We start from the raw sequence: 12,096 nt of genomic DNA on the forward strand, positions 1-12,096 counted from the left end.
AGGTCCGTATGTTATCTCAAAGAAAAACGCCGCAGAAAAACCTGCGGCGTTCGCATCTTTTGAAGTTGCAGCTAAGTTACTGCTTGGCTTCCGCCGCCGGGTTGGCGCCGGCCTTACCGCTACGGCCGGGGTTCAGCGGATCGTCCTGACGCTGGACCGAGCCTTCGAAATGGGCGCCGCTTTCGATGGCGATAGTCTTGTGGATGATGTCGCCCTCAACGCGCGCGGTCGAGGTCAGGCGGACCTTGAGACCGCGCACTCGACCCACGATGCGGCCGTTGATGACCACGTCGTCGGCAGTGACTTCGCCCTTGATCGTCGCGGTTTCGCCGATGGTCAGAAGGTGGGCGCGGATGTCGCCTTCGACAGTACCTTCAACCTGAATGTCACCCGACGTCTTGAGGTTGCCCGTGATGTGCAGGTCGGAAGACAGAACCGACGCAGGCGGTTTTGCTTTCGGCGCGGTGCTCGCTTTGGGCTCAGCCGCTGCAGGTGCCGGTGTTGCCGGAGCGGCCGGTTTCGCTGCCTCAGTCTCTTTGGGGCCGGGTTCGTTGATTTTGCTCTTAGAAAACATTTCTCGCAGCCTTGATGTAAGTCATTGGGTTAACAGGTTTTCCGTTCACGCGCACTTCATAGTGTAAATGGGTGCCGGTAGACCGTCCGGTGCTACCCATATCAGCAATATGATCCCCGCGCGAGACCCTTTGGCCAACCTTGACGCGGATCTTGGTGTTATGAGCGTAAAGTGTCTCAATTCCGAAGGCGTGTTTGATTTTCACCAGCCGCCCAAATCCGGATTGCCAGCCCGCGTGCGAGACGACTCCGTCGGCGGTGGCAAAGATATCCGTACCCTGCGCACCAGCGAAATCAGCACCGTTATGCATGCGGCGCCCGCCGGTCTTGGGGTCGCGGCGGGTACCATATCCGCTGGTGAACCGAACCGCTGCACGCACCGGGCTGGCGAAGGGGGCCTTTTCCGCAGCGATGCGGTAGAGGTTCAGCTGGTCCATTTGTTGCAGCAGTGTATTGGCGCGGATCTCGTCGGGGGTCAGTTCCTCACCGCGCGTGCTGAAGGATAAAGGGGTCAGCGGACCGCCCATACCGCTATATCCGCGCCGGACCTCTTCGATGATGCGATCTGTGGGCATGCCCGCGCTGCGGAACATTTTATCCAGCGGCTCGACCGAGATCACCATGGCTTCTTCGATCTGGCGGAAGATTTCTTCGTTCCGCTCCTGCATCAGCCGGATTTCCAGCTCCAGCTCGTCGCGTTGATCCAGCGCACCCTGTGCGTTAGCGGCGATCTGGTCACGTTCGAGCGCCGTACGCGCCAAAGCGTCGGTCATGAACGCCATCTGCTCGGGGTTGACTGAGGCCGCCATGTAAGAGGCTTCTCCGCCGGTTACCTGCTTCAGCACCGCCAGTTCTTCGCGGGCCTCTTCGCGCTGCTTCATGGTTGCGCGCAGAGTGGTCTGGATAACTTCGATCCCGGTCTCCAGCTCGCGACGACGGTTTTCCGATTCCAGCAGCTCGGACTGCATGACCGAAATCTGTTCGAGGGCCGCGTTAAACCGATCATGCGCGGCCAGGGCTTCGGCCGCGCGGGCGTCGCGTTCGGCCGACAGGATATTCAGGCGTTCCTGATAGGTGGCCTGATCGCGCCTCGCCTGTTCCCGAAAATTCCCTGACCCGATGCTGTCCATCAGCAGGATCGCTGTCGCGACGGCCGTCCAGCCGACCACTACGGCGACTCCGGCAACAGCAGCAACCTGAGTTTCGGAGCTCAGTCGGATGAACCGAGTATCATTGTCGGATTTCAGAAATACACGGCGTTCTGGAAAGTGCCGTTCGAGCAGTGAGTGTAGTTTGATTGCCAGACGTGTTCGCACGCGTCGTACCTCGTTGTCCCCATATCGCGGAGCCGGTCGTGAGTGAGTGGCCGCTCCTTGACGCGATTGCATAAAGGGGTGGGGTCAATGGGGCAAGTTTGTTGACCAGTCGGACCGCATAACCGCAGTTTTCCCGCTTGGAATCGGCGGGAAATTGCCGAAACCTGCGTCTGAAATTCAATCAGGGGTCGAACCCGGGGCGGGCAAGTCTTCGGCCAGAGGCCAATAGAAATCCGGCGGCAATCCGGCTTCGGCGCGTTTTTCCTCGTTGAAGGGCGGTTTGAGTGCTCCGTGGAAGTAACGACGTACGAGCGTGTGGAACACATCCTTGGGGTCCGCATTCTCGCGCCCACACAGGAAATGGAACCACTTGGAGCCATAAGCCACATGCCCGACTTCTTCGGCATAAATGACCTCAAGCGCAGCGACAGCCTGATCTGCCTTGGCCTTGCGAAAGATGTCGATCATGCCGGGCGTGACGTCCAGACCGCGGGCTTCCAGTACCATGGGAACGACGGCAAGGCGCCCCATCAGGTCTTCCGCCGTGTCTTCGGCGGCGCGCCACATCCCGGCATGGGCGGGCAGGGCGCCATAAAAGCTACCCATCTGTTCCAGACAATCGCAGACCATCTCGAAATGGCGCGATTCCTCTTCGGCGCATTTGACCCAGTCGTCGTAGAACCCGATCGGCATCGGCACGTGGCCAAAGCGTGCGATGATGTCCCAGTGCAGATCGACCGCGTTCAGCTCGATATGAGCCACGGCGTGCAGCAAAGCGACCCGTCCTGCTTCGGTGCCCGGTCGCCGCTTTGGCACGTCGCGCGGCGACAGCAGTTCGGGTTGGTCCGGGCGAGCAGGAGAAGGCGGCGGCGTTGCGGTGCCAATTTCGATCTGTGACCGCTCGCCCTTGCGCGCGGCGAACCAATCGGCGGCGTATTGCTGTGACAGCGCGGTCTTGGCCCGCCCGTCAGCGGTTGTCAAAACCTCAGTTGCCATCTGGGTCAGTGTCTTGGGCAAGGGTGTGCTCCGCCGTTCGAAATCTCAGCGCGACATAGACCGGATGGCCCCGGGGGTCGAGGGGGCGTCACAGTGCGCGCACGGCCTCGAGCACTTCTTCCACGTGACCGGGCATTTTGACCTTGCGCCAGATACGGGCAATGCGCCCTTCGGCGTCGATCAGGAAGGTGGATCGCTCGATCCCCATGGATTTGCGTCCATACATGTTCTTTTCGACCCAGACGCCGTAATCCTCGCACACGGTCTGGCCTTCGTCCGACAGCAGCGGTGTCGTCAGCCCGTGCTTGGCGACGAATTTGTCATGCTTGGCCACGCTGTCGCGCGAAATCCCGAAAACGTGAGCGCCCGCAGCGGCAAAGGTCTGAAGTTGTTCCGAGAAACCAATGGATTCCTTGGTGCAGCCCGGCGTATCATCGCGAGGGTAGAAGAACAGAACAACCGCGTTGCCGCGCTGCTCTGACAGGGTTACTTGACCCCCACCGTCGCGCGGCAGGGTGAAATCGGGTGCGATGTCGGATACGTCGGGCATAGGGATCTCCGGCTGAATAATTAACGGTTGCCCGGTATCATAGGGCGCCGCCGTCGGGTTGAAAGACGTGGAACGCAAATTGGTGCAGCCAGAACAACAACAAGGCACAGAAACCGGCAAAAAGCCGCACCGCCGTTCACGCCGCCGGAGCGCCGTTTTGTGGACCTTGCGTGGCGTACTTGTGCTGGTGTTTCTGGCGGTCGTGTCGGCGTTCATGGTGATCGGCCAGCGGATGCACGCGCCGGTTTGGTTGCGCGACCGGGTCGAGGCGCGACTGGATCAGGCTCTGGGCGGCGTTCAGATCCGATTTGGCGATGTCAGTTTCATCATTCACGAAGGATGGCGGCCACGACTGCGGTTGACGGATGTGCGCATCAGCGACGCGGCGGGTCAGCAGATTGCAGAGGTGTCCGACCTGCGCGCCAGCCTCGCAATGCGGCCACTGCTACGGGGACATGTCCGGCCCAAACGCATCATCCTGCAAGGCGCGCAGATTGCACTGACGCGCGGATTGGACGGCGCGCTGTCTCTGACGGTTGGGTCCGGTAGCGCACCGGTCGGCCAGGCGCCAAACCTTGCCCAATTGATCGAAACCTCGGACGATATCTTCAAATCGCCGGCCTTGTCGGCGCTGACTTCGGTTGAACTGAACGCGATAACGCTGGACTATCAGGATCTGCGACAGGGACGGTCCTGGATATTGGACGGTGGGCACATCCTCGCCACCCGAACTGCGCAGCAGGTGCGTCTGGCCACTGGATTTTCGGTCCTGGCTGGCCGGGATTATGTCAGCGGGATCGAGGCAAACTACACCAGCTCCCTTGACAGCGCGGCCGCAGAGTTCGGGGTCACGATCACCGACCTGCCTGCAGAAGACGTTGCGGGCCACAGTCCGGCTTTGGCGTGGATGCAGGTGCTCAGGACGCCAATTTCAGGGGCGCTGCGCGGCAGCGTCGACGCGGAAGGCGCGTTGGGACCCGTCTTTGCCACGTTGAATCTTGGTGAGGGCGCCGTGCAACCAAACCCGGAAACACGCCCCGTCAGGTTCGAGTCGGCCCGTACCTATTTCACATATGACCCGGTTCAGCAGGTTCTGGACTTCAACGAAGTTTCGGTCGTTTCAGCCTGGGGGACGGTCCATGGAGAGGGTAAGACCTTTTTGCAGGGTGTGCAGGACGGCCGGCTCGACAGCATGTCCGGGCAGTTTCGGCTGAGTGCGATCGAGATCAATCCGGCGGACTTGTTTCCCGAAGCGCTGAATCTGACGCGGGCCGACGTGGATCTGCAATTAAAGCTGGCGCCGTTCCGGGTGCGGTTGGGTCAGGTAACGGTTGAAGACGGTGAACACCGTCTGAGACTAAGCGGCGAACTTGCTGGATTGCCCGAGGGCTGGGCTGCCAAGATCGACGCGCAAATCGATCAAATGCCGTCGCAGCAGGTGCTGAAATACTGGCCGGAGTTGCTGGCCCCCAAGCCCCGCAAATGGGTGACCGAGAACATTTTCCACGGCGAGATGTCTGATCTGGATTTCGCCCTGCGTCTAAAACCTGACACCAAGCCGGATATTTATGCGGACTTTGAATTTGCCGAAACCAAGGTCCGATTTGCAAAGACCTTGCCGCCGGTCGAACAGGCGCAGGGGCAGGCGAGCTTGCTTAACCGTCGCTTCACTGTCACAGCGCAAAAGGGGATCGTCGTCGCCGACCAGGGCGGAGCCGTGGATGCCGCCGGCACGTCTTATATTATTCCGGATACCAGCATCAAGAAATCGACCCCGGGGATTGCAAGGATTCAGGCCAAGGGCAGCGTTACGGCCGCCCTGTCGCTTTTGGACCGACCGCCGTTGCAACTGTTGACCAAGGCCAATTTGCCCGTGGATCTGGCGGATGGTCAGGTTCAACTGACCGGAACCTTGTCTTTGCCCATGATTAAGGGGCTCAAGCTGGAAGACACCCGGTTTCACTTTGCCGGAAACCTGTCCAACATCGACAGCGAAAAGCTGGTGCCTGGATTTGAAGTCAGCGCGGACCGTTTACGTCTGACCGGAGATCAGTCTCAGGTCTCGATCGACGGCAATGGTCTGTTCGGCGATGTGCCGGTTCAGGCAAAATGGTCGCAACCTATCGGGGGGGATACGCCTCAGCGCAGTCAGGTCGCCGGACAGATCGAGCTTTCTCCGCGTCTGATGGATCAGATCAATGCCGGGCTGCCCCCTGGAATGCTGACCGGGCAGGGGCTTGCGGATTTCACGGTCGGTATCGGAGCGGGCGATCCACCCAGTCTCGAAGCGCAGTCCGATCTCGTTGGGGTAGGGCTGGCAATTCCGGAGTTGGGGTGGCGCAAGGCGACTAGTACTGCCGGAACGATGACCGCCGTCGCAACCTTGGGTGAGCAGTTGAGTGTCGACCAATTGCGCATCGAAGCTGCCGGGCTGCGCACCACCGCGTCGATCTCGTTCAAGGACGGATCCTTTGACCGTGTAAACTTCAGTTCGTTCGAGATCGGGAACTGGCTGGCCGTACCCGCCGAGCTTATCGGCCGCGGCGCCGGCCTTCCCGATATTCGGGTTTTGGGCGGGGTGCTGAACTTGGCCAGGGCAACTTTTGGCAGCGGCGCCGGTGGTGGTGGGCCGGGGCCGAAGCTGGATGTCAATCTGGACCGGTTGCAGGTCACCGAAACCGTGGCGCTGACCGGCTTGAACGGTTCTTTCCAGACAACAGGCGGATTGACCGGCGCTTTCAGGGCGCAGGTAAACGGGGGGGCTCCAATTCAAGGACAGGTTTCTCCGCGCGGCGGGCGTAGTGCAGTCCGGTTGACGTCTGCCGATGCCGGTGCAGTTCTGCGGTCAGCAGGTTTGATAACACAGGCCCGCAAAGGCACGCTGGATCTGCAGTTGGAGCCGGCGACCGCACCGGGAGATTACGATGTGGATCTCAAAATCCGGAATACACGGATCAAGGATGCTCCGGCCATGGCCGCGCTTCTGAACGCGATCAGTCTGGTCGGGCTGTTGGATGAAATGGCAGGCCAGGGCATCTTTTTCTCGGCCATCGACAGCAAGATGCGTGTAACCCCGACCGAAGTCAAAGTGCTGAGCGGCAGTGCGGTCGGACCGTCGATGGGCCTGTCTTTTGACGGCACGGTCAATACAGTGGCCGGAACGCTGAATCTGCGTGGTGCGATCTCTCCTATCTACCTGCTGAACGCCGTCGGCAGCGTTCTGAGCCGCAAGGGTGAGGGGATCTTTGCGTTCAACTATACTCTGACCGGTCCACTGACCAATCCGCAGGTTTCCGTAAATCCGCTCTCCGGACTGGCCCCATTGTTTTTGCGGAACCTGATGCGAGCCCCTGCGCCGACCGTTTCGGACGGGCCCAATGCGACCCCCGACAGACCTAATCCAGCCCAGCATACGCGCGGAGAAGACCGGTAATCTGACCTGTGGCCGAATCTGTCCTGTCCATGTATGGCGCGCGCATGAAGCTGAGTGATTTTGATTTCCATCTGCCTGAAGACCTGATTGCCACGCGGCCCGCGACGCCGCGTTCCTCCGCGCGCCTGTTGGTTGCACAGGGGGACGAGATCAGTGACCAGCACGTGTTCGACCTGCCGCAATGGCTGCAACCGGGGGACCGGCTGGTGTTGAACGACACCCGTGTGATCCCTGCGCGCCTCAATGGCCGCCGTTATCGGAACAGTGCCCAAGGGCCGGTCTCCGCCGCGATCGAGGCCACTCTGTTGGACCCTCAGGCGGACGGCACCTGGGCCGCCTTGATCAAGCCCCTGAAGAAAGTCAAAATTGACGAAGAGATTGTGTTCTCGGACGAACTCAGCGCCCGGCTCCAGCGGATCGCGGATGGGCAAGCCTACCTTCGGTTCAACGTGACAGGTGAAGATTTCGACCGCGCGCTGGAACAAGCCGGTGCTATGCCTCTGCCGCCATACATCGCGGCAAAACGGCCTGCGGACCATCGTGACAAGACGGACTACCAAACCATTTGGGCCCGGAATTCAGGCGCAGTGGCTGCACCGACAGCTTCATTGCATTTCGATGAACCGCTGATGCAGGCGTTGGCGGATCGGGGGATCGAGTTTACATACGTCACGCTGCATGTCGGCGCCGGGACGTTTTTGCCGGTCAAGGTCGAGGACGTGACGACGCACAAAATGCATGCGGAATGGGGCCGTGTCAGTGAACAGGCAACCTCCGAAATCAAAGCAACCAAGGCAGCGGGTCATCGGGTCATTCCCGTCGGCACCACGGCGTTGCGCCTGATCGAAAGTGCTGCGCAAAGCGGCGAGATCGCGCCTTGGGAAGGTGACACGGACATCTTCATCTACCCGGGTTTCAAATTCCGCATCACCGATGCCCTGATGACGAACTTCCACCTGCCGAAATCCACGCTTTTGATGTTGGTCTCGGCGCTGGTGGGGCATGACCGGGTCAAGGCTGTTTACGATCACGCTGTGGCGCAGAAATACAGGTTCTTTTCGTATGGGGATGCGTCGCTTTTAATCCCTTAAAAGCCGTGTTTTCCGGATCGCGTCCCTTCAATGTCGTAGACAAGCGCGATCAAAAGGTTTTTTGATCCCAAGACGTATAGCACGTCGGCAATTCCAGGTGGCAGCATGCTTCAGGTTCTTTCCAGCGCATGGGCGCTTCTTCTTGGTATGGGATTGCTGATGGTCGGCAACGGTCTTCAGGGCACCTTGTTGGGCGTGCGCGGCGAGATCGAGGGGTTTTCGACCCTTCAGATGTCGTTCGTCATGTCCGCATATTTTGTCGGGTTTCTGGGCGGGTCGCGCCTTGCGCCCGAAATGATCCGGCGCGTGGGGCATGTTCGCGTGTTTGCCGCGCTGGCGTCGTTTATTTCCGCCGTGATGATCATGTACCCGATGCTGACCAATCCGATCGCGTGGTCATTGGGGCGCGTCGTGATCGGGTTCTGCTTTTCAGGCGTGTATGTGACGGCAGAAAGCTGGTTGAACAACGCGGCCAGCAATGAGAACCGCGGACAAGCGCTGTCGCTGTACATGATTGTGCAGATGACCGGTGTCGTCAGCGCGCAGGCGCTGATGTTGGTGGGTGATCCGGCGGGCTATGAGACTTTCGTGATCGCTTCGATCCTGGTTTCGATTTCGTTCGCGCCGATCCTGCTGTCGATTTCTCCGACGCCGGCTTTTGACACGACGAAACCGATGACACTCCGGCAGTTGATGAATGCCTCGCCGCTTGGCTGCGTCGGGATGTTCCTTCTGGGCGGTGTGTTTTCCGCGCAATTCGGGATGGCTGCTGTCTATGGCGCGCAGGCCGGCTTGTCGGTTGCAGAAATTTCAACCTTTGTCGCGGCCTTTTATATCGGCGCCCTTGTGCTGCAATACCCGCTGGGTTGGTTTTCCGACCGTATGGACCGTCGCATCCTGATCCTGTCAGCCGCTGCGCTCGGCGGCATGAGCGCGCTGACCGGCATGGTCTTCGGGGTGACACTTCCAGTTCTTTTGGTCGTGGCATTCTTTATCGGTGGAATGTCCAACCCGCTGTATTCGCTGCTGATTGCCTATACAAATGATTACCTTGAATACGAGGACATGGCTGCAGCGTCGGGCGGACTGGTGTTCATCAACGGTTTTGGCGCTATCGCGGGGCCGTTAATCACCGGTTGGCTGATGGGCGGTGCGGTATTTGGGCCACAGGGGTTCTTCCTGTTCATTGCCACGCTGATGTTTGCAATAGCCGCCTATGCTGCCTATCGAATGACCCAGCGGGCCTATGTTGTTGTTGACGAAACTGCTTCAATTGCGCCTATTTACCCCACATCGTCTCCGGTTGCGCTTGAGGTCGCGCAGGAGGTCGTGATCGAAGCTGCGCAGGATGAAGCTGAAACAACGCAGGAATCCGCCTAAGCGCCGGATTTATTTCGCGTGTGTTGCAATATTTTACTGTAACACTTCTGTAAAACCGACTTTACTGACGTTACGTCCCTGGGGAGGGCAATTACGGAGTCAAGGGCATGGTTGGTCCTGAAGAAGTATTGAGTTTTTGGTTAGATGAGGTTGGTCCCGAGGGGTGGTACTTGCAGGATGAAGCGTTGGACGCGCAAATCCGCGAACGCTTCCTCGAAACATGGCAGGCAGCGTGTCAAGGGCGGTTTTCGCTTTGGCTGACATATCCCAGCGGGTCGCTGGCATATATCATCCTCATGGATCAGTTTCCGCGAAACATGTTCCGAGGTAGCAAGCAGGCGTTTGCGTCGGACAAGGCGGCTCTGGCGGCGGCGAAATGCGCGGTCGACAAGAGTTGGGACCTTAGGATCGACGAGCCGGCACGGCAGTTCTTTTACCTGCCGATGATGCACTCGGAAAATCTGTGTGATCAGGAACGGTGCGTGCGGTTGATGTGTGAACGGATGCCGAAGGACGGGGCAGCCAATCTGCTGCATGCCCGGGCGCATCGCGAAATCATCCGACAGTTCGGACGGTTCCCGTATCGCAACGAAGCGCTGGAGCGTCCGACGACCGAGCACGAGGCTGCATATGTCAGCAGTGGTGGCTACGGGTCGACAGTGCGGGCGCTTCAGGCGGCAAGTTAACTCGACGGTTCGCAACCGCGAATGACCAATACCTTGTCTGTCATCACCTCGGCCGAGGTGGTGATGGCGTAGTTGATCAGGTCTTCCGGATTTTCAACGAGAGTGGCAATCTGAGACTGGGCTGTCGCCAGCTTTGTTTCCAGTTCTTTCAGAGCCTTCGTCGTTTCTTCCAACTTTGCCCGGGATCTCAGATCGAGTGCACCGTCTTTTTGGCGAATGGCGGCAAGGTCGCTGCGAATGCCTTCCAGCTCACCGCGAATGCCTTGCACCTGATTTCGAAGCGGGCCGATCGCCTGCAGGTTTTCCGCGAACCCCGCCTGTATGTTTTCCACGGATTGGGCCAGCTTCCACCCCAGAAACAGGCACAGCGCCAACAGGATCAGGGTTGCGTTTATCAGGGCGAGCAGAAGATCCTTGAGCGTCTTGGCCATGATTTGCCTCTCATTTATCAATGACTTGGAAATACCGAATGGGTCAAGTTGCCTCTGTTCTAGCCTTTGACGCAGGGCGGGTATAGGCTGAAACCAGCTCAAACAAGGTCAATTGCCCCCGCGTCACTTATGTCGCGGGTATGAATGTTGATGTGAAATAAAAATTAGTTTAACGGTAAACTAGTTTTAAAACCGATCTGCGCCGAGAGGTACACATGGCTGCACAATCCTTTGATCTGATCGTAATCGGGGCAGGCCCCGGCGGCTATGTTGCTGCTATCCGCGCGGCCCAATTGGGCCTGAAAACGGCCGTGGTCGAGCGTGAACATCTCGGCGGTATCTGCCTGAACTGGGGTTGTATCCCGACCAAGGCGTTGCTGCGCTCATCAGAGGTGTTTCATCTGATGGAACGCGCCAAGGATTTCGGCCTGAAAGCGGACAAGGTCGGATATGATCTGGACGCGGTGGTCAAACGCTCGCGCGGGGTTGCGGCGCAGTTGTCGGGCGGCATCGGGCATCTCTTGAAAAAGAACAAGGTGACCGTGGTCATGGGCGAAGCGACGATCCCGGCCAAGGGTAAGGTCAGCGTCAAAACCGAAAAGGGCACCGACGAATTGACCGCCAAGAACATCGTTCTGGCCACCGGAGCCCGGGCGCGTGAGCTGCCGGGACTTGAGGCCGACGGCGACCTGGTCTGGACCTACAAGCACGCCTTGCTGCCACCTCGGATGCCGAAAAAGCTGCTGGTCATCGGGTCCGGCGCGATCGGGATCGAATTCGCCAGCTTCTACAATACGCTGGGAGCGGACACGACAGTTGTCGAGGTTCTGGATCGCGTTCTACCCGTCGAAGACGCGGAAATCAGCGCGTTCGCCAAAAAGGCGTTCACCAAGCAAGGCATGACCATCATGGAAAAAGCGATGGTCAAGCAACTGGACCGCGCCAAAGGAAAGGTGACAGCGCATATCGAGGTCAAGGGCAAGGTTGAGAAACACGATTTTGACACCGTGATTTCCGCGGTCGGTATCGTTGGAAACGTCGAAAACCTGGGGCTGGAAGCTCTGGGCGTCAAGATCGACCGGACCCATGTTGTGACCGATGAGTTCTGTCGCACCGGAGTCGACGGGCTCTATGCCATCGGCGATATCGCCGGTGCACCCTGGCTGGCGCATAAGGCCAGCCACGAAGGCGTCATGGTTGCAGAGTTGATCGCGGGCAAACATGCGCACCCGGTCAAACCCGAAAGCATCGCGGGCTGCACCTATTGCCAGCCACAAGTTGCGTCTGTGGGTTACACTGAAGCCAAGGCAAAGGAACTGGGATACGATATCAAGGTTGGCCGATTCCCGTTCATCGGCAATGGCAAGGCTATCGCCCTGGGTGAGCCCGAAGGTCTGATCAAGACGGTCTTTGATGCCAAGACGGGCGAGTTGCTTGGCGCCCACATGATCGGCGCGGAAGTGACTGAGCTAATTCAGGGTTACATTGTCGGGCGTCAGCTTGAGACAACTGAAGAAGACCTGATGAACACGGTCTTCCCGCACCCGACGCTGTCGGAAATGATGCACGAAGCCGTGCTTGATGCCTATGGGCGCGTGATCCACATGTAAAGACAGGGGGGCTCTGCCCCCGCCGCGGCA

10 protein-coding genes are annotated in these 12,096 nt (G+C 59.1%); 5 read left to right on the forward strand and 5 right to left on the reverse strand.

Annotated features, from left to right (window positions below; all coding sequences use genetic code 11):
- Positions 1-76: 76 nt before the first annotated feature.
- From AC2TEL_RS09745 to AC2TEL_RS09760, 4 genes are all read right to left on the reverse strand, one after another.
- Positions 77-574 carry a bactofilin family protein gene (locus AC2TEL_RS09745; RefSeq protein ID WP_480843128.1) on the reverse strand — a complete coding sequence of 166 codons (498 nt, stop codon included), beginning with the start codon at positions 572-574 and terminating at the stop codon, positions 77-79.
- Positions 564-1,889, reverse strand: coding sequence for a DUF5930 domain-containing protein (locus tag AC2TEL_RS09750; protein WP_480843127.1), 1,326 nt, complete (start codon positions 1,887-1,889; stop codon positions 564-566). The genes AC2TEL_RS09745 and AC2TEL_RS09750 overlap by 11 nt, the downstream gene beginning before the upstream one ends.
- Before the next feature lie 177 nt (positions 1,890-2,066).
- Positions 2,067-2,885, reverse strand: coding sequence for a ferritin-like domain-containing protein (locus AC2TEL_RS09755; RefSeq protein ID WP_480843126.1), 819 nt, complete (start codon positions 2,883-2,885; stop codon positions 2,067-2,069).
- Between the two features lie 88 nt (positions 2,886-2,973).
- Positions 2,974-3,435: a peroxiredoxin gene (locus tag AC2TEL_RS09760; protein WP_480903457.1), complete on the reverse strand. Its 462-nt coding sequence runs from the start codon at positions 3,433-3,435 to the stop codon at positions 2,974-2,976.
- Positions 3,436-3,502: 67 nt separating this feature from the next.
- Between AC2TEL_RS09760 and AC2TEL_RS09765 the strand changes: the two genes are divergently transcribed.
- The 4 genes from AC2TEL_RS09765 to AC2TEL_RS09780 all read left to right on the forward strand — a co-directional run bounded on the left by AC2TEL_RS09765 (position 3,503) and on the right by AC2TEL_RS09780 (position 10,025).
- The gene (locus tag AC2TEL_RS09765) at positions 3,503-6,868 is read left to right on the forward strand and encodes a YhdP family protein (RefSeq protein WP_480903461.1); all 3,366 of its coding nucleotides are present in this window, start codon (positions 3,503-3,505) and stop codon (positions 6,866-6,868) included.
- Between the two features lie 44 nt (positions 6,869-6,912).
- Positions 6,913-7,959: a tRNA preQ1(34) S-adenosylmethionine ribosyltransferase-isomerase QueA gene (gene queA / locus AC2TEL_RS09770; protein WP_480903606.1), complete on the forward strand. Its 1,047-nt coding sequence runs from the start codon at positions 6,913-6,915 to the stop codon at positions 7,957-7,959.
- Positions 7,960-8,064: 105 nt separating this feature from the next.
- Positions 8,065-9,339, forward strand: a complete 1,275-nt coding sequence (locus AC2TEL_RS09775; protein WP_480843123.1) for an MFS transporter — start codon at positions 8,065-8,067, stop codon at positions 9,337-9,339.
- A gap of 107 nt (positions 9,340-9,446) precedes the next feature.
- Positions 9,447-10,025 carry a DUF924 family protein gene (locus AC2TEL_RS09780; protein WP_480843122.1) on the forward strand — a complete coding sequence of 193 codons (579 nt, stop codon included), beginning with the start codon at positions 9,447-9,449 and terminating at the stop codon, positions 10,023-10,025.
- On the opposite strand, the gene AC2TEL_RS09785 is transcribed toward AC2TEL_RS09780, so the two are convergent.
- On the reverse strand, positions 10,022-10,456 hold the full coding sequence (locus AC2TEL_RS09785) for a hypothetical protein (RefSeq protein WP_480903464.1): 435 nt from the start codon (positions 10,454-10,456) through the stop codon (positions 10,022-10,024). The two genes, AC2TEL_RS09780 and AC2TEL_RS09785, sit on opposite strands and share 4 nt — an antisense overlap.
- A 215-nt stretch (positions 10,457-10,671) precedes the next feature.
- Between AC2TEL_RS09785 and lpdA the strand changes: the two genes are divergently transcribed.
- Complete coding sequence (gene lpdA, locus AC2TEL_RS09790; RefSeq protein ID WP_480843120.1) at positions 10,672-12,066, forward strand: dihydrolipoyl dehydrogenase; 1,395 nt, start codon at positions 10,672-10,674, stop codon at positions 12,064-12,066.
- Positions 12,067-12,096 lie beyond the last annotated feature (30 nt).

The organism is Ruegeria sp. HKCCD9138, assembly GCF_057220975.1.

Coding starts and splice junctions, on each gene's coding strand:
- lpdA (WP_480843120.1), top strand. CDS start 10,672: ATGGCTGCACAATCCTTTGATCTGATCGTAATCGGGGCAGGCCCCGGC.
- AC2TEL_RS09780 (WP_480843122.1), top strand. CDS start 9,447: ATGGTTGGTCCTGAAGAAGTATTGAGTTTTTGGTTAGATGAGGTTGGT.
- AC2TEL_RS09755 (WP_480843126.1), bottom strand. CDS start 2,885: ATGGCAACTGAGGTTTTGACAACCGCTGACGGGCGGGCCAAGACCGCG.
- AC2TEL_RS09775 (WP_480843123.1), top strand. CDS start 8,065: ATGCTTCAGGTTCTTTCCAGCGCATGGGCGCTTCTTCTTGGTATGGGA.
- AC2TEL_RS09760 (WP_480903457.1), bottom strand. CDS start 3,435: ATGCCCGACGTATCCGACATCGCACCCGATTTCACCCTGCCGCGCGAC.
- AC2TEL_RS09785 (WP_480903464.1), bottom strand. CDS start 10,456: ATGGCCAAGACGCTCAAGGATCTTCTGCTCGCCCTGATAAACGCAACC.
- queA (WP_480903606.1), top strand. CDS start 6,913: ATGAAGCTGAGTGATTTTGATTTCCATCTGCCTGAAGACCTGATTGCC.
- AC2TEL_RS09745 (WP_480843128.1), bottom strand. CDS start 574: ATGTTTTCTAAGAGCAAAATCAACGAACCCGGCCCCAAAGAGACTGAG.